This is a genomic window from Klebsiella sp. JN_Kp127 (assembly GCF_040062505.1).
GTDB lineage: Bacteria > Pseudomonadota > Gammaproteobacteria > Enterobacterales > Enterobacteriaceae > Klebsiella > Klebsiella quasipneumoniae.
Genome location: NZ_JBEAHS010000015.1, coordinates 1 through 23,780, shown reverse-complemented (window position 1 = coordinate 23,780; position 23,780 = coordinate 1). Strand labels below are relative to the sequence as shown.

Genomic DNA, 23,780 nt, shown 5'->3' with positions numbered 1-23,780 from the left:
ACAGCTATTGTTTTTAAATTGTTTACGCAAAGTATCCTGATAATCACTTTAAATTCCATATCGTTAATAACGCTGTATAGTTTTTTTAAACTTAAAGACCAAAAATTTACTAATTGCCTCTGAAAGCATCCTGCCAGCATAGTGTATTCGCACGATGAACACCGGCGGCTCCCCATTAATGCACAGCCGAGCCGCTTTCATTTAGGTTAATTATGACGAGTGAAATAGCCCATGACGTTTAACTGGAACTACATGTTAAGTCTGCTCAGCGATGCCGATTTTTGGTGGGCCACCTGGACCGTCATTAAATTAAGTCTGCTGACCTGGGGCTGCAGTATTGTGCTCGGATTTATTCTGGCGCTGGCTAAACAGTCGCCGCGCGGCTGGTTATCCACCCCTGCCCGGCTGTATATCTGGTTATTTCGCAGTATGCCGCTGCTGGTCCTGCTGATTTTTGTCTACAACATGCCGCAGGCGCTGCCCTCCTTCGCGCCGGTGCTGAACGACCCCTTCTGGGCCGGCCTGCTGGCGATGGTCCTCAGCGAAGCGGCCTATATCGCCGAGATCCATCGCGGCGGGCTGCTTTCCATCCCCCGCGGGCAGAGTGAAGCCGCGCGGGCCCTGGGTTTGCGCTACGCCGGGATCCAGTGGCGGGTGATCATTCCCCAGGCGCTGCGCGTCGCCCTGCCGGCGCTGGCCAATGAGTATATCGCCATCGTGAAGCTCAGTTCGCTGGTGTCGGTGATCTCCCTGACCGAAATATTGATGGTCGGCCAGCAGCTCTACTCGCAGAACTTTCTGGTCATGGAGACCATGACCGCCGTGGCGTTTTATTACATCTTTATCGTCACGGTGTTCGATTTTCTGCTGAAACGGCTGGAGAACTACCTCGATGTCACCCGACGCGACACCGCCCGGCCGGTGGATGCCGAGATGCAGCAGTTGGCGACCGCCCGCCGCCCGGCGATGGCGCGCAGCGTCTCCCAGGGCCATGAGCCGGCGCTGCAGGCCTCTAAGCTGCATAAGGCCTACAACAACGTCGAAGTGCTGGGGGCGGTGAGCCTGCAGATCCAGCCCGGCGAAGTGGTGTCGGTCATCGGCCCGTCGGGCTCGGGAAAAACCACCCTCATTCGCCTGCTGAACGGTCTTGAGCAAATCGACAACGGCGAAATTCAGATTAACGGCCAGCCCTTTATTCATCTCGACCGTCAGGGGCAGCAGAAGCCGCGCTTTATGGAGAATGCCGAACATCGCCTGAACATCGGCATGGTGTTCCAGAGCTTCAACCTGTTCCCGCATCTGACCGTGTTCGGCAATCTGCTGCTGGCCCCGCGCTATCACCATCTGGCAAGCGACGCGGAGCTGCGCCAGCACGCCTGCGAGCTGCTGCACAAGGTGGGCATGCTGGAACACGCCTGGAAGTATCCGCACCAGCTCTCCGGCGGTCAGCAGCAGCGGGTGGCAATCGCCCGCGCCCTGATGATGCGTCCGCAGATCATGCTGTTCGATGAGCCCACCTCGGCGCTGGATCCGGAAAAAGTGAATGAGGTGCTGCAGGTTATCGAATCCCTGGCCCATGAAGGCATCACGATGGTTATCGTCACCCACGAGATGAACTTCGCCTTCAAAGTGTCTGACCGGATCGTGTTTATGGAGAAAGGCCGGGTGGTGTGCGATGACACGCCGCAGGCGATGCGCAGCGGGCAACACCCGCGGGTCGAGGCCTTTCTGAAAGATGTTTCTCTGGCTTAACTATCGGGACGTGAAGAGGAAAAACTATGATTGCGCAGTGGCAAATTGAGCAGTTTCATCAGCAGGGTTATCTGGTGGTCGAAGGGGTGCTTTCCGCCGCCGACATCGCCACTCTGCAGAGCGATTTTGACGGCTGGGTCGAGGAGAGCCGCCGCCACGCGTCGGCGTGGGGGGAAACCCTCGACGGGCGGCCGCGCTTCGATATCGAGCGCGACCATGCTCCCGACCATCCGTCGCTGCGCCGGGTCGCCTCCCCGACGGAGATCTCCGAGGCGTATCGCCATACTGCGCTCAACTCGCGGATGGCGACCATCGCCGCGCAGCTGATCGGCGGCAGCGGCACCCGCTTTCACCACAGCAAAATTAACTCCAAGCTGCCGCACACCGCCACCGAGGTGAAATGGCATCAGGATTTCCTCTTCACCCCGCACAGCAATGACGACATCATCACCGCCCTGCTGATGGTCAGCGAGGTGACTCCGGAGAATGGCCCGCTCAACGTGGTGCCGGGCAGCCATGAGGGGCCGCTGTGGTCCCACTGGCAGGAGGGGCGCTTCACCGGAGCGGTGGATGACGAGGTGGTGACGGCTCACTGCCAGCAGCCGCAGGCCTGTTTTGGCCCGGCGGGCTCAGTCTGCTTTATGCATACCCGCCTGCTGCACGCCTCCAGCCCCAACGAAACCGCCCTGCCGCGCACCCTGTTCATCAGCGTCTACGCCGCCGAGGATGCGCTGCCCTTCGGCGAAAACCCGCTGCCGAGCCGCCATGCCGGCCAGCTGGTGGCCGGGGAAGAGAGCGGTCTGGTGCGCAGCACCGATAACCAGCTTCGTCTGCCGCAGAAGCCGCGCGGCGCTTCGTTTTTTGTTCAGCAGGCCGGTGCCGATCGCGCCAGCATGTAATTCGCCCACACTCCGGAGGTTTTATGACACGCTTTTTCGCACCACGCCCGCTGGCTCTGCTGCTCTGCGCAGCGGGGGCTCTGACATCCCTGAACGCGCTGGCCTTCCAGCAAAGCGGCAAGATCACCGCCGGTTCGGACATGACCTTTTTCCCTTACGAGTATATGGAGAACAATAAGCCGGCGGGGTTTGATATTGAACTGCTCGACGGCCTGGCGAAGAGCATGGGCCGCGAGGCGGTGAATATCGATACCCGCTTCCCCAACCTGATCCCCGGGCTGCAGGGCGGGCGCTTCGATATCACCAACTCGTCGATGTACATTACCGCCGAGCGCCTGAAGGTGATCGACATGGTGCCGTACCTGAAAAGCGGGGAAGCGATCCTCGCCCGTAAAGGGAGCGACTATCAGCCAAAGACCCCGGAAGACTTCTGCGGGCATAAAATCGGCTCGATGGGCGCCACCTCGTGGCTGGCGCAGTTGCAGAAGCTTTCCGCCGACTACTGCGTGAAGAAGGGGCTGAAGCCGATTGCGCTGAGCGTCTATACCACCGACCCGCAGACCACCCAGGCGCTGCTGTCGCGCGCAGTGGATGCGCAGATCACCGACGCCGCCGTGGCGCGCGGGGTGGTGGAAAAGCTGGGCGACCGGGTGGTGATCGCCTCTGACACCCTGATCTATCCGGTGCTGAACGGCTTTGGCGTTAAAAAAGGCAACACTGAGGTGAAAACCGCCCTTGAAGAGGCGCTGAAAAAATACAGCACCACGCCGGAATACGCCGCCCTGCTGAAGAAATATCACTTCCAGGCGCCGACGGCAGAGGATCTGCAGACCCTGATGCCAAAAGCGGAGTAATGCCCATGCGCGATACCGATGAAGAGCAGATCCGCATCGACCTGGCGGCCACCTTTCGCATCATTGCCCATCTTGGCATGCATGAGGCGGTGGCCAACCATTTCAGCGCCGCGCTCTCCGCCGACGGGAAGACGTTTTTACTGAACCCGAAGTGGAAACACTTTTCGCGCATCCGCGCCAGCGATCTGCTGGTGCTGAACGCCGATGATGAAAGCTGCGCCGCGCGCCCTGACGTCGATGCCACCGCGTGGGCTATTCACGGGCAGATCCATCAGCGGCTGCCGGACGTGCGGGTGGTGCTGCATCTGCACCCGGTGTACACCACCAGCCTCGCCTGTCTGGCGACGCCGCAGATCCTGCCCATCGACCAGAACACGGCCCGCTATTTTAACCGGGTCGCCGTCGATACGCTGTACGGCGGGATGGCGGACACCGCGGCAGAAGGGGCCCGGCTGGCGGGGCTGCTGGCGGATAAACGCCGTCTGCTGATGGGCAACCACGGGGTGCTGGTGACCGCCCCGACCATCGGCGAAGCGTTCGACGATATCTGGACCCTCGAGCGCGCCTGTCAGATCCTGATCACCGCCTGGTCAACCGGCCAGCCGCTGAAGGTGCTGTCAGACGCGGTGGCGGAAAAAACCGCCCAGGACTGGGAGAAGATTGCCGATTTCTCCCGGCAGCACTTTGCCGAGATGAAGCAGTTGATGATCGACCTCGATCCCTCCCTGGTGGACTAACCCCGCGCCAGCCCGGGTCAGCCCGGGCCATCGCTGGCCGCCGCCAGCAGCGGCACGATGATATCGCTGAGCGGCGTCGGTATGCCGTGCTGACGCCCGCGACGCTGCACCACCCCGTTACGAATATCCCACTCCAGCGGTCGGCCATGCAGGCGATCGATCAGAATAGAGGTGCTCAGGTCGGCAGGCGCCCGATGAAAACCGGCGATGATCTCCTCCGGCACGCTGTCGCTCAGGACGGCTCCTTCCGCCCGCGCCACCTGCAGGCATTCGCGCAAATAGGCCAGTCCGAGAGCGGTGATCTCCTCCCGGGCGAACATCCCGGCGCGTCGTCCGGTCAGCACCATCAGTCCGGCGACGGCGTTCTGCAGCAGTTTACGCCAGGCCACGGTGGTAAAATCGGCCGCCAGCTCCACCGCGCAGCGGGTTCCCGCCAGCGCCTGCTGCACCCGCCCCGCCCCCGGCAGGTCCGGCAGCGTCAGTCGCGGCGCGGCGCGCAGCCAGACGGAAGCATCGGCGTCGCGCTGCGCCGGAAACCAGACCACCGACGGCAGCACCGTCGCGCCGCCGGTCAAAGGGGCAAACTGCTGGCGCTGCTCGACGCCGTTTTGCAGCACGCATACCACGGTGTCCGGCGAACACAGGGCCGTCAGCCAGGGGGCGATGGCCTCAGTCTGGGTGGCCTTCACCGCGACAAACACCAGGTCGAAGGGGGCGGCTATCGCCGTTGGGTCGGTAAGCACCGGGCCGGGCACCACGATCTCACCCTCATCAGTGCGCAGCACCAGCGACGTATGGGCAGTGCGCCCGCAAACCACCGGCGCCCTTCCCACCGCAAACAGGGCGGCGGCGATAGTCGTGCCGATGGCGCCGGGACCAATTAGTGCAACCTCAGGAAATGCTGTCATGCCGAAGACCTCCTCATCATTCACCGCCCTGCGCGGGCAAAGATTGCCCTCCACAGTAGCGAGAAAGCGCGGAGGTCGGCAAGCGGGATGTCGGGAAAAGCGATGCGCCTTCCCCGACGGAGGGCTAGTAACGCACGCAGACCGATTTGGTTTCGCACCAGCCGTCGAGCCAGTCCGGGCCGAAATCGCGACCGGTACCGGACTGCTTCATGCCGCCGAACGGCAGGTTGGCGTCAATCAGGGTATGGCTGTTGACCCACACCGTCCCGGCCTGCAGGCGGTCGGTATAGTTGAGAGCCTGGGTCAGGTCGCGGGTCCAGACGCTGGCGGTCAGGCCGAAATCGCTGTCGTTGGCCAGGCGCAGCGCCTCCTCCCCGTCAGCCACCCGCACCAGGTTCACCACCGGGCCAAACACCTCCTCGCGGGTAAGGCGCAGCCCGGCGTCCGGGTTGACCACCAGCGTCGGCGGAATATAGTACCCCCCGGCATCCGGCCCGGCGCTGCCGCTGATAAGCTCCGCCTTCTGCTGGCGGGCCTCTTCGAGGTAGGCCGCCACCTTGTCGCAGTGGGCACGGGAGACCACCGGGTTGATCTGCGCCGTCTCCTGCATCCCCGGTCCCACCTGCAGCGATTTCACCGCCTGCTCGAAACCGCTGACCAGGGTGTCAAACAGCGGCGCTTCAATGTAGATCCGCGAACTGGCGGCGCAGACCTGTCCCTGGTTGAGGAAGCTGCCGGTCATCAGCCCCTCAATGACCCACTGGGGATCGGCGTCTTTGAGCACAATCGCCGGGTTCTTGCCGCCCAGCTCCAGCGTCACGCGGGTCAGTCGGTCTGCGGCCACCCGCGCAATCTGTTTCCCGGTGGCCGTCGAGCCGGTAAAGCTCACCTTCGCCACCTGCGGATGTGAGGTCAGCGCCGCGCCGCAGCCGGCACCGCTGCCGGTGACCACGTTGAACACCCCGTCAGGAATGCCCGCCTGGGTCGCCAGCTCCGCCACCCGCAGCAGGGTCAGCGGGGTGGTTTCCGAGGGTTTGATGACGATCGAACAGCCCGCCGCCAGCGCCGGCATCACCTTCCACATACCGATCATCAGCGGGAAATTCCACGGAACGATGCCCGCCACGACCCCCACCGGCTCTTTTTTGGTCCACGCCTGGTAACGGGCCCCTTGCGGGAACGGGATCGAGACGTCCAGCGTCCGGCCGCTGATTTTGGTGGTCAGCCCCGCCGTGTAGCGCATCCAGTTCAGGGTGCAGCCGACCTCGAAGGCGCGGGAAATGGCGATGGATTTACCCTGCTCAAGGGTCTCCAGCTGCGCCAGCTCCTCGCCGTGCGCCTCCACCAGATCGGCAAAGCGCAGCAGGATGCGCTCACGGTCGGCCGGGGTGCGACCGGCCCAGCGGCGATCGACGAAGGCGCGCCAGGCGGACATCACCGCCCGGTCGACATCCGCCGGGCTGGCGTCGGCGGTGGTGGCGATCGCCTGCCCGGTGGCCGGATCCCAGACGGTTAACCGGTTTTCGCTCTGCGCGGCGCAGGGAGCGCCGTCGATATACAGGCCATGCTGACGGTCTAAAAACTGCTGGACGCTGGCAAGCAGCGCTATCTGAGAGGTGGACATACCCTTTCCTTATTCTTCGCGGATAGTGCTTTCAGTCTATGTCCGGTTGGCGGCTGGCGCTTTTTTCTCTGTGACATTCGTTTGCGCCGCTGTGACAGTCGCCGCAATTCCGTCGCCTGCCCTGACAGAAATGTGCCGCAGGTAATAGTTCTTTCATATACCCGCCATCGCGCCCTTGCCTGAGGCGGCATAAATGCAACAATGCAGAAACATTATTATTACAGGAGAACGGCGAATGATGACCACGGCTGAGGGGGGGCTGGCCTACCAGCGCTGGCTGGCGACGATCAATCAGGTCTGCGGCCATTTCGCCGCCCGGCCGCTGGAGGGACGCTTTCACGGCGACATTGACGCCCGCTACGCCGGCAGTCTCAAGGTCAGCACGGTCACCGCCGCCGGCGTCAATCTCTACCGCACGCGCAATGAGATCAAACGCGATAACGACGCCTGGTTCTATACTGTGTTTCAGCTCGCCGGCGAAGCAGTGATCGAACAGGACGATCGCCAGGTGACCCTGGCGGCGGGGGATATCACGCTGATCGACGCCGCCCGCCCGTGCTCTATCGTCTGGCAGCAGACCTCGCGTCAGGCTTCGCTGTTGCTGCCGCGCCAGCGGGTGGCGCCGACGGGCGAGATCGCCACCGCCTGCCGGCTGGACAAGTCTCTGCCGATGGTGCAGCTCAGTCAGCGCCTGCTGCTGGAGAGTATGGGCGGCACGACGCTCTCCGCCAGCGAGAGTGAGGCGGCGCTGGACGCGATCGCCTGCCTGTTGCGCCCGGTGCTGCGCCAGCGCGAGCCGACCCCGTCCCGGCGGGACCAGCAGTTTCAGAAGATCATTGCGTTAATCGACGCGTCCATTCAGTCGGAACACCTGCGGCCGGAGTGGTTGGCCAGCGAGACGGGAATGTCGGTGCGCAGCCTCTACCGGCTGTTTGCCGACAAAGGGCTGGTAGTGGCGCAGTATATTAAGAACCGGCGGCTGGATCTGTGCGCCCGGGCGTTACAGAACGTCCATGACGACGAAAAGCTGGCGGGGATCGGCTACCGCTGGGGCTTCAGCGACCACAGCCATTTCTCCACCGCCTTTAAGCAGCGCTTCGGCGTCTCGCCGGGCGAATACCGTAAGCGCTGCCGCTAACTATTTGCGCAGCCACTGGCCGTTCAGCCCCTGAACGTACTCGCCGGGCTGAGCGCGGGCCACCAGCTTCTGTCCGGCCATTTTCGCTACCTCATCCACCGGCAGATTGTTGTCATCCGCCAGCTGCTGGTAGCTTTCACTGCGCGCGGCGTTAATCTGCTTCACCAGCGCCAGCGTCTCTTTATCCTGACGCAGCGGCGCCAGATAGCCGTTCAGCGTCTCCCCCACCCGCCCCTGCTGGCGCGCTTCGTTCAGGGTCAACGCCAGCGCGGGCGCGCTGAGCAGAGTCAGCGCCAGCGCCGCGGTTAACAGTCGTTTTCTCATCGTCGCCTCAGAACAAATCGCTGCGGGATTTCAGCAGGTTTTCCACATCCTTATCGACCTTGATATGGATCTCATGCTCAATTTTGACATTCATATTGATGGTGATGGGCTCTTTCGACGCCGCAATTTCGATACGCGGCGTACAGCCGGCGAGCAGCATCGACGCCACTATGGCCAGTAACAGCTTCTTCATTTAGGTTCCTTACATGTCTTACCGTCCGTACAGCGCCGCACGGGCAGCGTGGCATTTTGCTCAAGCCACGCCTGTAAATTGTCGCCGAAGCGTAAACTGCGCCACAGATCGAAAATATTCTCCTCATGAGCGTAGTTTAAATGCACGGTACTGCTTTTCCCGTCCACCCGGCTGGTGCCGTTGATGGCGGCCTTAAGCGTCAGCACGCCCAGATTGTTGAGGTTAATCTGCGTCGATGAACGGGAGATCTCCATATAGCGCAGCCAGTTGATCGCCGCCCCGGCGGAGACGTTGTCCGCCACCAGCGCATCGGCGGTATCTTTGTCGAGCCGCAGCGTCATCGGTCCGTCATTGCGCAACCAGCCGTCGTGGATAATCCATTGATTGTTCTCCAGCCACAGCGGCAGCGCGCCGCTCACCGCCCCGGACATGGCGAACTGCTTCACCTTGACCGCGCTGGTCAGTTCGCTGCTGGAGATGTGCTGCAGACGGATCAGCGCCGGGTCGCGCTGCGGCATGCGCAGCTGCAGCAGGGTCAGCTTGCCGCCTAACAGGTCGACGCTGACGTCGCTAAGCTGCAGCGGATTGGCCTCGCTCCATGGCCAGGTGCCCTGCAGGTCCGCCGTCAGGTTGCGCGCGGTGACCTGGTTGACGATTTCGCCAATGCGCAGGGAGACCGGACGGCGGGTGCCCAGCTGCCAGTGGCCATCGCTGAAGCGGAACGGCAGAACGAAGTCGACGCCATTGATCTGGTTATCCGGCATCCAGGCGCTGCCGCCCTTCAGGACGCCATGGCCGCCCGCCTCAAATCCCTGCCCGGCTGCCGCCGAGAAGGCCACCTGCGCATAGAGACTGCCTTCGCGCAGGTTCATCTTCCAGTCCGGCGGCACCAGCGGCTGGAATACCGTCAGCGACTGTTTAGGCCACCAGGCCTGGCCGCGCAGCCGTTCGCCATCCCAGCGCCCGGTCAACCGCACCGGGCCAATGGTATCGGCGTGCAGCGCGCCGGTGAACTGGAACCACGTCGGATCCCGGCCGTCGAGAGCGAATTTCAGCGTCGACGCCGGGAGATAGCTGCCGCCGGAGAAGGTGGTTTTTGCCGCATCCAGCGACAGCGCGCCGGTCAGCCGCGGATGCTCAGCGTCGCGCAGCCAGCGAATCGGCTGCTCGAGGGTCAGACGCGGCGTGCTGACCCGCATCGTGCCGTACTCGAGCTTATCGAAGCCAGTGGAGAGGCTGCTCAGCGTAATGGCATTGTCCCGCCACTCACCGCTGCCCTTCACATCCCAGCGCGCCTGCATTGGCGTGAAATGCCCCTCGCCCCAGTAGCGCCACTGCCAGCGGCCGCTGTCGGGCAGAAAATCGTTCGCCAGACCGTCCAGGTGCAACGTAAAGTCGCCCATCTGCTGCTCATGGGCGCGGAGGATCGCCTGCAGGCGGCCATCGACGCCCTGCTGGGTGACCTTCACCCCGGCCAGCGGCCAGCGGATTTCGTCAATGTTCAGCGCGTCGATCACCCGCCCGCGCGAACGCAGTAGCGCCCCGGGGTGAAACGCCAGCTGCGGGCTGACCAGCGACCCGCTGAGCTGGGCCGGCAGCGCGGCGTAAAAGATCATCTCTCCCAGCTTGGCCTCGCCGGTGAGCCGCAGCGGCAGGTCGCTGTTATCCATGCTTAACTTGCCCGGGCCGATATTCAGCACCGCGTTGCCTTTGCCGGCATGCCCCTCGGTGAGCACATTTAAGCGGCCGCTGACGATCATCTGTTCCGTGCCCTGCTGCCAGTTACCGACCGACAGCGCCACGCGGCCGCTCAGCGGATACGCCTCGTAGCGGGTGCGCCAGCGTCCGTCGCTGATGGTGATCCGTTCCGGGGTGATCTCCCACGGCAGGTCGAGAATGGGCTCCACCTCGCCGCGCGGGGTGACCAGCAGCTGGCCGCGATTATGCTGCCACGCCAGCTCGGCATCGATCCATTCTGCGGTCTGCGGAAATTCGAAGGTACCCTGCATCTGGCCATCGACCGGCAGGCCATCCGGCACCAGCGGCAGATGGAAGGTCCCCACCAGCTTCACCGGCGGCTGATCGTCAGTCAGCCGGGCGCTGAACTGGCTGACAGTGAGCGCCTGGCCGCGCAGGCGCGCCTGCAGGCTCAAATCGTTCCCGGCGAAGCCGATATCCTGCTGCGCAGGCGTCAAGGACATCACCAGCCGCCCCTGCCATTTTTCCCACGGCGACAGCCGCAGGTTCTCAATGGTTAACCAGCTGTAGGGCAGCATTGATTGCCATTCGGCGAGGGTGCGCGGCGACCCCGGCGCGGGATCGCTGGCCGGCAGTTTGCTCAGGCAGGCGCTGTTGATCTCCAGCTGGCCAATATGCAGCCGCCAGCGGCTGGGGCGCGAGAGACGGGCATCGGTCACCCGGGCGAGTTCACAGTCGCCCACCAGATAGCGCAGATCGGGGATCAGCAGGGCGGAGCGCGTAAGACGCGGGCTCTCCTGCAAAGCGATATGAGTCCCCACGGGCAGCCAGATGCCCGCCAGCGTCGGCACCCAGTGGGTCAGCGTCAACAGCAGGGTTAGCGGCAGTAACACCAGCGCTAACACCAGCGCGATGGCGGCTTTATATTTACCCTTCATGGGCAGTTAATATCCTGATTCAACATAAGTAAAAGCCGAAAGGCGCCCATTGTGACACGTTCGACCAGTGAGTGAAAGTTTGCGACCTGTTAAAGCATAGTTGCCAGCCGGTATCGCGGCGCGGCGATCGCTCGTCACTATTTAGCTTTTGTTTAAGCGCTACCTGCCACACTCCAGCCAGTTCGGTTTTGCTTGCGGGAGAGACAGTGTCGTTAATTATCTCGCTCATTGAGAGCGCACAGGGCCACTATCCATTGGTATTACTGATGGTTTTCCTGCTCACCTTCACTAAATCCTGCGCGCTGGTGTCGCTGGCGATCCCGGGCACCTCCGGCCTGCTGCTGCTGGGGACATTCGCGTCCGCCAGCCTCGGTCATTTCCTGTTAATGTGGTCCAGCGCCAGCCTCGGCGCCATCGGCGGATTCTGGCTCTCGTGGTGGTTAGGCGTTCGCTATCGTCACCGCCTCACGCAATTGCGCTGGCTGACCGCCGAGCGGCTGGCCCGCAGCCGACTCTTTTTTCAGCGCCGCGGGCTGTGGGCGGTCTTTTTCAGTCGCTTCCTCTCTCCCCTGCGCGCCACCCTGCCCCTGGTCAGCGGCGCCAGCGGCCTGCCGCTGTGGTCGTTTCAGCTGGCTAATGTCACCTCCGGTCTGCTGTGGCCGTTTCTGCTGCTCTCCCCCGGCGCTTTAAGCCTGAGTTTGTGGTGAAAAAACTTTGTCTTTCAAAGAGATTCCGCAAATCCGCGATATGCTCTAGAATTAGGATAAGCACCTGCTATTTAAACTATTTTTTAATAATTGTACGATTATTTTAAATATGCTACCGTGACGTTATAATCACTGGAGAAAAGTCTTATGAAAATCGCGGTTTACAGTACGAAGCAGTACGATAAAAAGTACCTGCAGCACGTTAATGATACCTACGGCTTTGAACTGGAATTCTTCGACTTCCTGCTGACAGAGAAAACCGCCAAAACCGCCCACGGTTGCGAAGCGGTATGCATCTTCGTCAATGACGACGGCAGCCGTCCGGTGCTGGAGGAGCTGAAGGCCCACGGCGTGAAGTATATCGCCCTGCGCTGCGCCGGGTTTAACAACGTCGACCTCGAGGCGGCGAAAGCGCTTGGCCTGCGCGTCGTGCGCGTCCCGGCCTACTCGCCGGAAGCGGTCGCTGAACATGCGATCGGCATGATGATGTCGCTTAACCGCCGCATCCACCGCGCCTACCAGCGTACCCGTGATGCCAATTTCTCCCTCGAAGGCCTCACCGGTTTCACCATGTACGGCAAAACCGCCGGGGTGATCGGCACCGGGAAAATTGGCGTGGCGATGCTACGGATCCTTAAAGGCTTCGGCATGCGTCTGCTGGCTTTTGACCCGTACCCAAGCGCCGCCGCGCTGGAGCTGGGGGTGGAATATGTTGACCTGGCCACGCTGTACAAGGAGTCGGACGTGATCTCCCTGCACTGCCCGCTCACCGACGAAAACTACCATCTGCTCAATCGCGAGGCCTTCGATCAGATGAAGGACGGGGTGATGGTGATTAACACCAGCCGCGGCGCGCTGATCGATTCCCAGGCGGCCATCGATGCCCTGAAGCACCAGAAAATCGGCGCGCTGGGGCTGGACGTTTATGAGAACGAACGCGATCTGTTCTTCGAAGACAAATCCAACGACGTGATCCAGGACGACGTCTTCCGTCGCCTCTCCGCCTGCCACAACGTGCTGTTTACCGGCCATCAGGCGTTCCTCACCGCCGAGGCGCTGATCAGCATTTCGGAGACCACCCTGGGCAATCTGCAGCAGGTCGCCAACGGTGAAACCTGCCCGAACGCTATCGTCTGATTCCTTTCCCTTTTGTGCTCCTCTCCCCGGGGGAGCACATTCAGATAATCCCCACAGATCCCCGCTGCGATACCGTTACACTGGCTTTGTTTTATTAGTAATGTGAATGTTTTGGAGTAAAAATGAACAAATTTGCGGCATTACTGGCGGCAGGGTTGCTGCTGTCCGGCTGTGTCTATAACAGTAAGGTGTCCACCGGCGCGGAACAGCTACAGCATCATCGTTTCGTGTTGACCAGCGTCAACGGCCAGGCGGTGAACGCGGGCGACCGGCCGCTGGAGCTGAGCTTCGGCGAGAAGATGGCTCTTACGGGCAATATGTATGTTTCGGGCAATATGTGCAACGGCTTCAGCGGGGAAGGTAAGGTGTCGGACGGCGAGCTGAAGGTTAAATCGCTGGCGATGACCCGGATGCTGTGCCACGATGCCCAGCTCAATACCCTTGACGCGACCATTGGTAAGATGCTGCGCGAGGGCGCGCAGGTCGATCTGACGGAAAACCAGTTGACGCTGGCGACCGCCGACCAGACGCTGGTCTATAAGCTCGCCGACCTGATGCACTAGCCGGCGTGGTGAACCCGCTGCGGGGCTGCCATTAATAGCCGCAGCTTCCGCCCGCCAGCGCCTGCTCGCTGCAGCGTTTACCGTTCGGCAACGCGCACATGCCAATCGCCGAACCATCGAGCTGACGAGCCACCGATAACGAGCCGCCTATCATGGCGCAGTTGGCCTGACCGGCGTCGCTCATCGCCGCCCGCATTCCTGGCGTGACGTGCGCCGCCGTGGCCTGCTGAACGGGTTCACTACTGCACGCCGACAGCAACAGCGCCGCACATCCCACTAATATCGCAGCTCGCATTTTCTCTCCCCTCGGAAACGTCTTAAAAAGCAAACCCAAGAATAATAGGCAGCGTGGCGCGCGGCGTCGAGAGGGGAAGTACGTATTTATGCGTCTCATTAACATTTTCTAGCAAATTTCTGCCTAAAGGTTGATCTCCCCCGGGGTCGCCACCGGACAATCGCTGGCCTTCACGCCCTGGAAAGCCACTTTCTCCGCGAACCGCGCAAAATATTGATCTGGTCACGGGTGGCCGCCGCATTGAGGACACAAATGCAAAAATGGCGGCATCAACGGTTTGCTAAACTACCTCTTATATAATTACAGGGCGCGTCGCGGTTTTACGCGTCCATTCTTTTGCGCAATGTAAGGGTGTCTTCCTATGATTACTATTGATGGTAATGGCGCGGTCGCTTCCGTCGCGTTTCGCACCAGTGAAGTTATCGCCATCTACCCGATCACGCCCAGTTCAACGATGGCGGAACAGGCCGACGCCTGGGCCGGCAATGGGCTGAAAAACGTCTGGGGCGATGTGCCCCGCGTGGTCGAAATGCAGTCGGAGGCAGGCGCCATTGGCGCCGTACATGGCGCGCTGCAGACCGGCGCCCTCTCCACCTCCTTTACCTCATCGCAGGGCCTGCTGCTGATGATCCCCACGCTGTACAAACTGGCCGGCCAGCTGATGCCGTTTGTCCTGCACGTCGCCGCCCGCACCGTCGCCACCCACGCGCTGTCGATCTTCGGCGACCATTCCGATGTAATGGCGGTCCGCCAGACCGGGTGCGCCATGCTGTGCGCCAGCAGCGTTCAGGAAGCGCAGGATTTCGCACTGATCTCGCATATCGCCACTCTGCAAAGCCGGGTGCCGTTTATTCATTTCTTTGATGGTTTCCGCACCTCGCACGAAATCAACAAAATCGCTCCGCTGGCGGATGACACGATTCGCACCCTGCTGCCGCAGGAAAAAATCGCTGAGCATCGCCAGCGCGCGCTCAATCCGGAACACCCGGTGATCCGCGGGACCTCGGCCAACCCTGACACCTACTTCCAGTCGCGGGAGGCCACCAACCCGTGGTACGACGCGGTTTATGATCATGTCGAGAAAGCGATGGATGACTTCGCCGCCGCCACTGGCCGCCAGTACAAACCGTTTGAGTTTTACGGCCATCCGCAGGCGGAGCGCGTCATCGTCATTATGGGCTCGGCCATCGGCACCTGCGAAGAGGTGGTCGATGAGCTGCTGAGCCGCGGCGAGAAAGTCGGCGTACTGAAGGTCCGCCTCTATCGTCCGTTCTCCGCCGCCCACCTGCTGGCAGCGCTGCCGGAGAGCGCCCGGGCGGTGGCGGTGTTGGATCGCACCAAAGAACCTGGCGCGCACGCGGAGCCGCTGTATCTCGACGTGATGACCGCCCTGGCGGAAGCCTTTAACCGCGGCGAGCGCGAGACGCTGCCGCGGACCATCGGCGGCCGCTACGGTCTCTCTTCCAAGGAGTTCGGTCCGGAATGCGTGCTGGCGATATTCCATGAGCTGCAGGCCGCCCAGCCGAAGCCGCGCTTTACCGTCGGCATTTACGACGACGTGACCAACCTGTCGCTACCGCTGGGCGAAAATACCCTGCCGGCAGAGGCCAAGCTCGAAGCGCTGTTCTACGGCCTCGGCAGCGACGGCAGCGTGTCGGCCACCAAAAACAATATCAAAATCATCGGCAACTCCACCCCGTGGTTCTCCCAGGGGTACTTTGTCTATGACTCGAAGAAGGCGGGCGGCCTGACCGTCTCCCATCTGCGGGTCAGCGAAAAGCCAATTCGTTCTTCGTATCTGATTTCGCAGGCCGATTTCGTTGGCTGCCACCAGCTGCAGTTTATCGATAAATACCAGATGGCCGAGCGGCTGAAGCCCGGCGGCATTTTCCTGCTCAACACGCCGTACAGCGCCGATGAAGTCTGGTCCCGCCTGCCGCAGGAAGTGCAGGCCACCCTGAATCAGAAAACAGCGCGTTTTTACGTGGTCAACGCGGCGAAGATCGCCCGCGAATGTAGCCTCGGGGCGCGCATTAATACCGTGATGCAGATGGCCTTCTTCCATCTGACTCACATCCTGCCAGGCGACAGCGCGCTGGCGGAACTGCAGGCGGCCATCGCCAAAAGCTACAGCAGCAAAGGCCAGGAGCTGGTGGAACGTAACTGGCAGGCGCTGGCCCTGGCCCGCGAGTCCCTGGCGGAAGTGCCGCTGCAGCCGGTGAATGCCAGCAGTCCGAACCGCCCGCCGGTGGTCTCCGACGCCGCGCCGGATTTCGTCAAAACGGTCACCGCCGCCATGCTGGCCGGCCTCGGCGATGCGCTGCCGGTCTCCGCCCTGCCGCCGGACGGCACCTGGCCCATGGGCACCACCCGCTGGGAGAAACGCAACATCGCCGAAGAGATCCCGATCTGGAAGGAAGCGCTTTGCACCCAGTGTAACCACTGCGTTGCCGCCTGCCCGCACTCGGCAATCCGCGCCAAAGTGGTCGCGCCGGAGGACATGGAGAACGCCCCTGCCAGTCTGCACTCGCTGGACGTTAAATCCCGCGATATGCGCGGGCAGAAATACGTTCTGCAGGTCGCCCCGGAAGACTGCACCGGCTGCAACCTGTGCGTGGAAGTGTGCCCGGCAAAAGATCGCCAGAACCCGGAGATCAAGGCCATCAATATGATGTCGCGCCTGGAGCATGTGGAAGAGGAGAAAGTGAATTACGATTACTTCCTCAACCTGCCGGAAATCGACCGCAGCAAACTGGAGCGTATTGATATCCGCACTTCGCAGCTGATCAGCCCGCTGTTTGAATACTCCGGCGCCTGCTCGGGCTGTGGCGAAACGCCGTATATCAAACTGCTGACCCAGCTGTATGGCGACCGGATGCTGATTGCCAATGCCACCGGCTGCTCATCCATTTACGGCGGCAACCTGCCCTCGACCCCGTACACGACCGACGCCAACGGCCGCGGCCCGGCGTGGGCCAACTCGCTGTTTGAGGATAACGCTGAATTCGGGCTCGGCTTCCGCTTAACCGTCGACCAGCATCGCCAGCGCGTGATGCGCCTGCTGAGCGAATTCGCCGACCAGCTGCCGACAGAGCTGAACGCGGCGCTGCATGCCGAGGCGACGCCGGAAGCGCGCCGCGAACAGGTGGCATCCCTGCGTCAGGCGCTGGCCGGCGTGCAAGGCGCTGAAGAGCTGCTGACCGATGCCGACGCGCTGGTGGAGAAATCCGTCTGGCTGATCGGCGGCGACGGATGGGCCTACGATATCGGCTTCGGCGGTCTGGACCATGTGCTGAGCCTGACGGAAAATGTCAACATTCTGGTGCTGGATACCCAGTGTTACTCCAACACCGGCGGCCAGGCGTCAAAAGCCACCCCGCTGGGGGCCGTCACTAAGTTTGGCGAGCATGGGAAACGCAAGGCGCGCAAAGATCTTGGCGTCAGCATGATGATGTACGGTCATGTCTATGTGGCGCAGATTTCGCTGGGCGCGCAGCTGAACCAGACGGTGAAAGCGATTCAGGAAGCGGAAGCCTATCCGGGGCCGTCGCTGATCATCGCCTACAGTCCTTGCGAAGAGCATGGCTACGATCTGGCGCTCAGCCACGATCAGATGCGTCAGCTGACCGCTACCGGCTTCTGGCCGCTCTACCGCTTCGACCCGCGTCGGGCTGAAGAAGGCAAGATCCCGCTGGCGCTGGACTCCCGCCCACCGTCAGACGCCCTGGCTGAGACGCTGCTCAATGAGCAACGCTTCCGTCGCCTGAATGCGCAGCAGCCGGAAGTGGCGGAGCAACTGTGGAAAGACGCGGCCGCCGACCTGCAGAAGCGCTACGACTTCCTCGCCCAGCTGGCGGGCAAAGCGGAGAAATCACCGAGCGAGAGCTAAGGTTATTTTTCCTCCCGCAGCCATAAAAAAAGCCCGAACATAAAGTTCGGGCTTGTCGTTTTACCGATAAACAAAATCATTCCGCAGAATGAGACGGCAAATAAAAATGCTTGGCATGACAATAAAGGCATATAACGCCCGAATAATACGCGATCAAACTGAATATGTATAATTTTTATTTTGTATATTATTTGTAGATATATTCACCACAATTATCACCATTACTTCAGAAGTATTTTATTTAGATTTTACTTATATCGTAACAATTGAGTCTTACCATATCTCAGACCGCTCCTTTAGCATGAGTTCACTTCCTTCCCGGAAGCTAGAACATAAAAACAGTTAAAGGAATTACTTCATGAAAAGAAAAGTACTGGCCCTCGTTATTCCGGCTTTATTAGCCGCTGGCGCTGCGCACGCGGCGGAAATTTATAATAAAGACGGAAATAAATTAGATGTCTATGGCAAGGTAGACGGTCTGCACTATTTCTCCAGCGACTCGAAAAAAGACGGCGACCAAACTTACGTTCGCTTTGGCTTTAAAGGCGAAACCCAGATCAACGATATGCTCACCGGTTACGGCCAGTGGGAATACAACGTTCAGGCCAACAATACCGAAAGCGCCGGCGATCAGGCGTGGACCCGTCTGGCCTTCGCCGGTATCAAAGTGGGCGATTACGGTTCTTTCGACTACGGTCGTAACTACGGCGTGCTGTACGACGTCGAAGGCTGGACCGATATGCTGCCGGAGTTCGGCGGCGACTCTTACACCTATGCGGATAACTTTATGGCAGGCCGCGCCAACGGCGTCGCGACCTACCGCAACAGCGATTTCTTCGGTCTGGTGGATGGTCTGAACTTCGCCCTGCAGTATCAGGGTAAAAACGAAGGCCAGAACGCCCAGGATATCAACGTCGGCACCAACAACCGCAGCAGCGACAGCGATGTTCGCTTTGACAACGGCGACGGTTTCGGTCTCTCCACCTCCTATAACTTCGGCATGGGCATCAGCGCGGCTGCGGCCTATACCTCTTCTGATCGTACCAACGACCAGATGACCCAGACCAACGCCCGCGGCGATAAAGCCGAAGCCTGGACTGCCGGTCTGAAGTACGACGCCAACGATATCTACCTGGCGACCATTTACTCTGAAACCCGCAACATGACCCCGTACGGCAATGACGGCGTGGCCAACAAGACGCAAAACTTCGAAGTCACCGCTCAGTATCAATTCGACTTCGGTCTGCGTCCGGCTATCTCCTACCTGCAGTCCAAAGGCAAAGATCTCTATAATACCGGCAGCTACGCCGATAAAGATCTGGTCAAATATATGGACGTCGGCGCCACCTATTACTTCAACCGTAATATGTCCACCTACGTTGATTACAAAATCAACCTGCTGGATGACAACGACAGCTTCTACAAAGACAACGGTATTTCTACCGACAACATCGTCGCGCTGGGCCTGGTTTACCAGTTCTGATGCGCCAGCCCGCCGGTTCCGGCGGGCTTTCTCTCTCTTTGCATCGCAGCAGCTAAAACAAAACAATATATCCCACAGCTTAAAATAGCCGTCCGTTTAGTGATATAGTCGTGCTCAGTCAGTGCCTGCCCGAGGACGTCCATCATGCATCATCACCCGGTAAAATCTTCCCGAATTATCTCTGTCGCCTATGATGACGCCTCCGCCACGCTGGAAATCTGTTTTTATCACCAGCCGCCGTTGCAATATACCGGGGTTCCACCGCGTATTTTTCGTGACTTTTTACAGGTGGTGTCAAAAGGCCGATTTTATGACGGCGTGATAAAGGGAAAATTCCCCGAACGCAAGCCACGTTAATGTCAAAGTGTGACTGCGGTCATGATACAAAACGTGCCATGATGCCGTACAATATGAGGGGATACTTAAACAGGAGGTTTTATGAGCAGAATGATTCTTGTCCCCATCGATATCTCTGATAAAGAATTTACTGAACGCATTATCAGTCACGTTGAATCGGAAGCGCGGATTGACGACGCTGAGGTCCATTTCCTCTCCGTTATCCCTTCCCTGCCTTATTATGCCTCACTGGGAATGGCCTATACCGCCGAACTGCCTGGTATGGATGAGCTGCGCGAAGGGACGGAAACGCAGCTTAAAGAGCTCGCGAAGCAGTTCTCTATCCCGGAAGATCGGAAACATTTTCACGTTGCCGAAGGGTCGCCAAAGGATAAGATCCTGGCCCTCGCCAGGTCGCTACCCGCCGACCTGGTGATCATCGCTTCGCACCGGCCGGATATTACCACCTATCTGCTGGGCTCCAACGCCGCCGCGGTGGTCCGCCACGCCGAGTGCTCGGTGCTGGTCGTTCGCTAACGCCTCAGCCCGCCGCCCGGCGGGCTTTTTATTTTTACTTCTGCCCCTGCCCGCAGCGGAAAGTGCCGGAAAGATGCGGACATTCCGCCCCTGAATCCGTACCATACACGCCACGGTTGTCTGTCAGACCTCATTAATTGCTACGCGCCAGCGCCACGTTGTCCAGCGGCTGGCAGAACGCGTGCTCTTCTGATGCCACACTATGAATTGAGCCACTATTACATGCTGCAAAATCAAGAAATCAGTAAAAATGTATAACACCAATAAGTTGTGCCCCCTCCAACCAACTGAATTTATTTTATATTTACATACAGCCAGCCCCCACAGCGCCGGCCGCTGGTCCTGGTACCTGAATCCACCCGGGAATGGATGAGGCAGGCTATTCGAGGAAAAGAGGTGAATGAGATAATTGCAGATGGTGCGGTACCTGCAGATCATTTCACATGGCACCCCGTTTTCCGAGCGGTGGACAACGTTAGGAATCAGGGGGCGTAATTGATTGAGGCTATTAAAATCCAATAACCTGATAATACCCGCACTATGCTGAAAGCAGACCTTGGTGTTCTGATTGCCTTTTGCTTCGGGAATGCCCTCAAAGCGCATAAGTTAAGGATGTTGCTCAGGCTCCGAGGGCATCTTTAGGGCTGGTTGATAAAAAATCAAAATTGTGAGCTACTTTCATCGATAATAAATTCAACGTAATAAAAAACCGCCGGCGCGAGTTTCAATCAGAAGTCATCTATTATCACGTTAAGATAGGTAAGATAACGCAACTGTACCGATCAGCTACTCTTTGAAACCAGGCTTGCCATTCCTGGCCCGCCATTCTTTCACTTCCTTAACAACCCTTTCCGGACTATCCTCTCGGCCCTTTGGAGGATAGAAAATTACATCAGAACCATCAGGGTGTTCAGTGATACGTTCAAACTCTAAAACATTTTGTACATCTTCATCTTCGGTTGTATTATCCGGATTAAATATTTTTTTCACAAAAGCTAAAAACTCAGATTCGGTGTAATCAGAAATGCTTTTTTTATTGTCCATCATTTACCACCATTGCTTAGTGAACTTCGACATGGCTTTTTGTGCATCATAACTCGCCAGTTCTCAATACCATACACATCACCGGTATTTTAATAGCTTTTGCGTGTTCTAATTCATGTTTAAGCCTTCCCCCGACATGCTCATTTTACGAATGAACGACCATGTTTCTAACTTGATACTCCCTAAGCTAGCTTGTCAAACCGCTCACTTAGCTCAGTGGTATCAGAAACCGCCTTCCTGAAAGCTCTCCGAATGAATGAAAGTTCGAAAACTCACAGCCACGAAATTTTTCAGCAATCACACTGGGAACAGGAGAGCCTAACTCGTCTCCAGTTTTTTTCAGCCAACCATGACTAACCTGCTCCCCTTAACCAGTGATTTTGCCAGGTAAATCTCTAGAGCTTGCCAACATAACATCACTTGGCTCGACTCCCATTGCAAGAGCATCAGGCTGCTAGATCTCTCAGTACACAAAATCCAGGTAGGCTAGCAGTATTTACGGTTGAGATGGACGAAATCTTATGGTTCCACGCGCAATGCCTGGCTTTCCGGGCTCATACTTGCATTTTCTCATTGCTGATCTTGTTTCTCTAAAAAAGATCTCAGCACCAGTTGTCTCAACAGAAGTTACTTCCCCTTTTTCATTTACTGAGGCAGCGTAATTTACAGTGCCACTAACCCGATTAGCCATGGCAGAAACTGGATAATAAGGATTAGGGCAACTTATCCGCACAGGCACAACTTCTTCTTTATTTTCTGCAGCAAGTGCCAAGTTTGATATAAGAACAGCGCAAACCAGAAGTAATGTTTTTTTCATAACCGATACCAATTGTTGTTTTCCTTATGTCTATAGATCCCTAATACGCCTTTTTCATGCAACGCCGGAGGATGCGGCTCCACTTCTACATCCCCGCTGGTATGGAGGGGATTATATATCACAGCCGGGTTAGCTGCGCGCTTTGCGTTCTGCGGGGGATTGAGGCATCGCCATTCTTCCGCGGGGCTACTCCTTCCCTATAACGCTTCCATTCACCTATATTCCATTAAAAAATGAGGAGTTTCGACTTATCATTTAGGGTCAAGTAAAGTAAACACCTCTCTTACAGCCAGATTTCCAATCTTATGTGAGCCCCAAAACCCGGCACTGATTGCCGGGTATTTTATTGCTTCCCAGGTGCTTTTACGGTTTCTCACGCCCGGCACATCTCCGGCGAGTTACCTCTCACCAGCGCCTCAGCAAAAGGCCTCGGTATGGCATTAGCAGCAGGAAACCGGACGATACAATTGCTCGGCCCTGCCCTGGACGCGCTCAAAGCGCAGCATGAACTGACAGCTGGACATCCGGTCGCCACTATCACGTTTCACCACAGGGAATACGGCTCAAGCGAGGAACAGAATTTGCGACTTGTTTTCATGCCGCGGAGACGGAAAGGCGAGCAAAAACCCTGCTACTCGCACAGCAGTATAGGCAGCAGATGGGAAGCTGCAGTAAAACGCGCTGGCATTCGCCGCAGGAATCCGTACCATACGCGGCATACTTTTGCCTGCTGGCTCCTGACGGCTGGCGCCAATCCGTCTTTTATAGCCAATCAGATGGGGCATGAAAACGCGCAAATGGTGTACGACGTTTATAGTACATGGATAGAAGAGATGAACGGCGACCAGGTTTCTATGTTGAATTCCCGGCTTGGGCTTTAACACATTTTGCCCCCTATATGCCCCTTTAAGATTTTGAGAACGTTAATAATGCAAGAAAATCAAGAACTTACAAAGAAAGAGAAATACAACATCGATAAGCTGCAGAAACGTCTGCGCCGCAACGTCGGTGAGGCGATCGCCGACTTCAATATGATTGAAGAAGGCGACCGCATTATGGTTTGTCTGTCAGGCGGCAAGGACAGCTATACCATGCTGGAGATCCTGCGTAACCTGCAGAAAAGCGCGCCCATCTCCTTCTCGCTGGTGGCGGTGAACCTCGACCAGAAACAGCCCGGGTTCCCGGAGCATATTCTGCCGGCGTATCTTGAGCAGCTGGGCGTTGAATACAAGATTGTCGAAGAGAATACCTACGGCATCGTCAAAGAGAAGATCCCGGAAGGGAAAACCACCTGCTCGCTCTGCTCTCGCCTGCGCCGCGGCATTCTCTACCGTACCGCCAGCGAACTCGGCGCCACCAAGATTGCCCTCGGCCATCATCGCGACGACATCCTGCAGACGCTGTTCCTGAATATGTTCTACGGCGGCAAAATGAAAGGAATGCCGCCGAAGCTGATGAGCGATGACGGCAAACACATCGTCATCCGCCCGCTGGCCTACTGCCGTGAAAAAGACATCGAGCGTTTCTCCCAGGCCAAGGGCTTCCCGATCATTCCATGCAACCTGTGCGGGTCGCAGCCTAACCTGCAGCGCCAGGTGATCGCCGATATGCTTCGCGACTGGGATAAGCGTTATCCGGGACGCATTGAAACCATGTTTAGCGCGATGCAGAACGTGGTGCCTTCGCACCTGAGCGACGTTAATCTGTTTGATTTTAAAGGCATCACCCACGGTTCTGAGGTGGTGGACGGCGGCGATCTGGCATTTGATCGGGAAGAGATTCCCCTGCAGCCTGCCGGCTGGCAGCCGGAGGAAGAGGACGCCCGGTTAGATGAGCTGCGTCTGAACGTAGTGGAAGTGAAGTAACCCGAAAGCGTCTCAGGCCGCCGCCGGAGCCGCGCGATTCGG

The 23,780-nt window shown here is 58.7% G+C and carries 21 protein-coding genes and 2 pseudogenes; 15 read left to right on the top strand and 8 right to left on the bottom strand.

Going from position 1 to position 23,780, the window contains the following annotated elements:
• Positions 1-231: 231 nt before the first annotated feature.
• Genes ABLV04_RS07635 through ABLV04_RS07620 form a run of 4 tightly spaced genes read left to right on the top strand, consistent with a single transcriptional unit; the run spans position 232 to position 4,242 of the window.
• Positions 232-1,752 carry an amino acid ABC transporter permease/ATP-binding protein gene (locus ABLV04_RS07635; RefSeq protein WP_023289441.1) on the top strand — a complete coding sequence of 507 codons (1,521 nt, stop codon included), beginning with the start codon at positions 232-234 and terminating at the stop codon, positions 1,750-1,752.
• A 26-nt stretch (positions 1,753-1,778) separates the two neighbouring features.
• Entirely contained in the window at positions 1,779-2,651 is an 873-nt protein-coding gene (locus tag ABLV04_RS07630; protein ID WP_147733817.1) for a phytanoyl-CoA dioxygenase family protein, read from the top strand.
• A 23-nt stretch (positions 2,652-2,674) separates the two neighbouring features.
• Positions 2,675-3,505 (top strand): ABC transporter substrate-binding protein, encoded by an 831-nt coding sequence (locus ABLV04_RS07625; protein WP_023289439.1) that lies wholly within the window; start codon positions 2,675-2,677, stop codon positions 3,503-3,505.
• A gap of 5 nt (positions 3,506-3,510) precedes the next feature.
• Positions 3,511-4,242 carry a class II aldolase and adducin N-terminal domain-containing protein gene (locus tag ABLV04_RS07620; RefSeq protein WP_032452631.1) on the top strand — a complete coding sequence of 244 codons (732 nt, stop codon included), beginning with the start codon at positions 3,511-3,513 and terminating at the stop codon, positions 4,240-4,242.
• Between the two features lie 17 nt (positions 4,243-4,259).
• Here the strand turns inward: ABLV04_RS07620 and ABLV04_RS07615 are convergent, their stop codons facing one another.
• Positions 4,260-5,150, bottom strand: coding sequence for an oxidoreductase (locus ABLV04_RS07615; RefSeq protein ID WP_180265664.1), 891 nt, complete (start codon positions 5,148-5,150; stop codon positions 4,260-4,262).
• Positions 5,151-5,274: 124 nt separating this feature from the next.
• Positions 5,275-6,774: an aldehyde dehydrogenase family protein gene (locus tag ABLV04_RS07610; protein ID WP_023289436.1), complete on the bottom strand. Its 1,500-nt coding sequence runs from the start codon at positions 6,772-6,774 to the stop codon at positions 5,275-5,277.
• Between the two features lie 235 nt (positions 6,775-7,009).
• Here ABLV04_RS07610 and feaR point away from each other — a divergent pair, with 235 nt between their 5' ends.
• Positions 7,010-7,912, top strand: a complete 903-nt coding sequence (gene feaR / locus ABLV04_RS07605; protein WP_048334936.1) for a transcriptional regulator FeaR — start codon at positions 7,010-7,012, stop codon at positions 7,910-7,912.
• Here the strand turns inward: feaR and ABLV04_RS07600 are convergent, their stop codons facing one another.
• From ABLV04_RS07600 to ABLV04_RS07590, 3 genes are read right to left on the bottom strand one after another with little or no spacing between them, the layout of a single operon-like run.
• Positions 7,913-8,236, bottom strand: coding sequence for a YdbL family protein (locus tag ABLV04_RS07600; RefSeq protein WP_023289434.1), 324 nt, complete (start codon positions 8,234-8,236; stop codon positions 7,913-7,915).
• A gap of 7 nt (positions 8,237-8,243) precedes the next feature.
• The gene (locus ABLV04_RS07595; protein WP_004204017.1) at positions 8,244-8,429 is read right to left on the bottom strand and encodes a YnbE family lipoprotein; all 186 of its coding nucleotides are present in this window, start codon (positions 8,427-8,429) and stop codon (positions 8,244-8,246) included.
• Complete coding sequence (locus tag ABLV04_RS07590) at positions 8,426-11,065, bottom strand: YdbH family protein (protein WP_152842522.1); 2,640 nt, start codon at positions 11,063-11,065, stop codon at positions 8,426-8,428. Before ABLV04_RS07590 ends, ABLV04_RS07595 begins: the two co-directional genes overlap by 4 nt.
• 206 nt (positions 11,066-11,271) lie before the next feature.
• Here ABLV04_RS07590 and ABLV04_RS07585 point away from each other — a divergent pair, with 206 nt between their 5' ends.
• The 3 genes from ABLV04_RS07585 (at position 11,272) to hslJ (ending at position 13,472) form a co-directional block, all read left to right on the top strand.
• Positions 11,272-11,772, top strand: coding sequence for a DedA family protein (locus ABLV04_RS07585; RefSeq protein WP_023289432.1), 501 nt, complete (start codon positions 11,272-11,274; stop codon positions 11,770-11,772).
• Between the two features lie 147 nt (positions 11,773-11,919).
• Positions 11,920-12,909, top strand: coding sequence for a 2-hydroxyacid dehydrogenase (locus ABLV04_RS07580; RefSeq protein WP_032452619.1), 990 nt, complete (start codon positions 11,920-11,922; stop codon positions 12,907-12,909).
• 122 nt (positions 12,910-13,031) lie between these two features.
• A complete protein-coding gene (hslJ, locus tag ABLV04_RS07575; protein WP_048334938.1) occupies positions 13,032-13,472 on the top strand; it encodes a heat shock protein HslJ in 441 nt (146 codons plus the stop codon).
• A 31-nt stretch (positions 13,473-13,503) separates the two neighbouring features.
• Here the strand turns inward: hslJ and ABLV04_RS07570 are convergent, their stop codons facing one another.
• A complete protein-coding gene (locus tag ABLV04_RS07570; protein ID WP_008805145.1) occupies positions 13,504-13,767 on the bottom strand; it encodes a DUF333 domain-containing protein in 264 nt (87 codons plus the stop codon).
• Between the two features lie 361 nt (positions 13,768-14,128).
• Between ABLV04_RS07570 and nifJ the strand changes: the two genes are divergently transcribed.
• From nifJ to ABLV04_RS07545, 5 genes and pseudogenes are all read left to right on the top strand, one after another.
• On the top strand, positions 14,129-17,656 hold the full coding sequence (gene nifJ / locus ABLV04_RS07565) for a pyruvate:ferredoxin (flavodoxin) oxidoreductase (RefSeq protein ID WP_348815553.1): 3,528 nt from the start codon (positions 14,129-14,131) through the stop codon (positions 17,654-17,656).
• A 358-nt stretch (positions 17,657-18,014) separates the two neighbouring features.
• Positions 18,015-19,139, top strand: coding sequence for a porin OmpK37 (gene ompK37 / locus ABLV04_RS07560; protein ID WP_180265666.1), 1,125 nt, complete (start codon positions 18,015-18,017; stop codon positions 19,137-19,139).
• A gap of 144 nt (positions 19,140-19,283) precedes the next feature.
• Entirely contained in the window at positions 19,284-19,496 is a 213-nt protein-coding gene (locus ABLV04_RS07555) for a KTSC domain-containing protein (RefSeq protein ID WP_023289427.1), read from the top strand.
• A gap of 81 nt (positions 19,497-19,577) precedes the next feature.
• Positions 19,578-20,012 (top strand): universal stress protein UspF, encoded by a 435-nt coding sequence (gene uspF, locus ABLV04_RS07550; protein ID WP_023289426.1) that lies wholly within the window; start codon positions 19,578-19,580, stop codon positions 20,010-20,012.
• A gap of 327 nt (positions 20,013-20,339) precedes the next feature.
• A pseudogene (locus ABLV04_RS07545) lies at positions 20,340-20,507 on the top strand (SOS response-associated peptidase); the annotation flags it as partial.
• Positions 20,508-20,798: 291 nt separating this feature from the next.
• Here ABLV04_RS07545 and ABLV04_RS07540 read toward each other — a convergent pair.
• Together ABLV04_RS07540 and ABLV04_RS07535 are read right to left on the bottom strand one after the other, a co-directional pair.
• Complete coding sequence (locus ABLV04_RS07540; RefSeq protein ID WP_025999099.1) at positions 20,799-21,056, bottom strand: bacteriocin immunity protein; 258 nt, start codon at positions 21,054-21,056, stop codon at positions 20,799-20,801.
• A 496-nt stretch (positions 21,057-21,552) separates the two neighbouring features.
• Positions 21,553-21,873 carry a TonB family protein gene (locus tag ABLV04_RS07535; protein ID WP_135719469.1) on the bottom strand — a complete coding sequence of 107 codons (321 nt, stop codon included), beginning with the start codon at positions 21,871-21,873 and terminating at the stop codon, positions 21,553-21,555.
• 446 nt (positions 21,874-22,319) lie between these two features.
• On the opposite strand from ABLV04_RS07535, the pseudogene ABLV04_RS07530 reads away from it, so the two are divergent.
• Positions 22,320-22,754, top strand: a pseudogene (locus ABLV04_RS07530) (tyrosine-type recombinase/integrase); the annotation flags it as partial.
• A gap of 48 nt (positions 22,755-22,802) precedes the next feature.
• Complete coding sequence (ttcA, locus tag ABLV04_RS07525; RefSeq protein WP_023289425.1) at positions 22,803-23,738, top strand: tRNA 2-thiocytidine(32) synthetase TtcA; 936 nt, start codon at positions 22,803-22,805, stop codon at positions 23,736-23,738.
• The last annotated feature ends 42 nt before the right edge of the window (positions 23,739-23,780 follow it).

Coding starts and splice junctions, on each gene's coding strand:
- ABLV04_RS07635 (WP_023289441.1), top strand. CDS start 232: ATGACGTTTAACTGGAACTACATGTTAAGTCTGCTCAGCGATGCCGAT.
- ABLV04_RS07570 (WP_008805145.1), bottom strand. CDS start 13,767: ATGCGAGCTGCGATATTAGTGGGATGTGCGGCGCTGTTGCTGTCGGCG.
- feaR (WP_048334936.1), top strand. CDS start 7,010: ATGATGACCACGGCTGAGGGGGGGCTGGCCTACCAGCGCTGGCTGGCG.
- ABLV04_RS07595 (WP_004204017.1), bottom strand. CDS start 8,429: ATGAAGAAGCTGTTACTGGCCATAGTGGCGTCGATGCTGCTCGCCGGC.
- ABLV04_RS07535 (WP_135719469.1), bottom strand. CDS start 21,873: ATGAAAAAAACATTACTTCTGGTTTGCGCTGTTCTTATATCAAACTTG.
- uspF (WP_023289426.1), top strand. CDS start 19,578: ATGAGCAGAATGATTCTTGTCCCCATCGATATCTCTGATAAAGAATTT.
- ompK37 (WP_180265666.1), top strand. CDS start 18,015: ATGAAAAGAAAAGTACTGGCCCTCGTTATTCCGGCTTTATTAGCCGCT.
- ABLV04_RS07630 (WP_147733817.1), top strand. CDS start 1,779: ATGATTGCGCAGTGGCAAATTGAGCAGTTTCATCAGCAGGGTTATCTG.
- ABLV04_RS07610 (WP_023289436.1), bottom strand. CDS start 6,774: ATGTCCACCTCTCAGATAGCGCTGCTTGCCAGCGTCCAGCAGTTTTTA.
- ABLV04_RS07555 (WP_023289427.1), top strand. CDS start 19,284: ATGCATCATCACCCGGTAAAATCTTCCCGAATTATCTCTGTCGCCTAT.
- ABLV04_RS07600 (WP_023289434.1), bottom strand. CDS start 8,236: ATGAGAAAACGACTGTTAACCGCGGCGCTGGCGCTGACTCTGCTCAGC.
- ABLV04_RS07580 (WP_032452619.1), top strand. CDS start 11,920: ATGAAAATCGCGGTTTACAGTACGAAGCAGTACGATAAAAAGTACCTG.
- hslJ (WP_048334938.1), top strand. CDS start 13,032: ATGAACAAATTTGCGGCATTACTGGCGGCAGGGTTGCTGCTGTCCGGC.
- ABLV04_RS07540 (WP_025999099.1), bottom strand. CDS start 21,056: ATGGACAATAAAAAAAGCATTTCTGATTACACCGAATCTGAGTTTTTA.
- ABLV04_RS07625 (WP_023289439.1), top strand. CDS start 2,675: ATGACACGCTTTTTCGCACCACGCCCGCTGGCTCTGCTGCTCTGCGCA.
- ABLV04_RS07590 (WP_152842522.1), bottom strand. CDS start 11,065: ATGAAGGGTAAATATAAAGCCGCCATCGCGCTGGTGTTAGCGCTGGTG.
- ttcA (WP_023289425.1), top strand. CDS start 22,803: ATGCAAGAAAATCAAGAACTTACAAAGAAAGAGAAATACAACATCGAT.
- nifJ (WP_348815553.1), top strand. CDS start 14,129: ATGATTACTATTGATGGTAATGGCGCGGTCGCTTCCGTCGCGTTTCGC.
- ABLV04_RS07615 (WP_180265664.1), bottom strand. CDS start 5,150: ATGACAGCATTTCCTGAGGTTGCACTAATTGGTCCCGGCGCCATCGGC.
- ABLV04_RS07620 (WP_032452631.1), top strand. CDS start 3,511: ATGCGCGATACCGATGAAGAGCAGATCCGCATCGACCTGGCGGCCACC.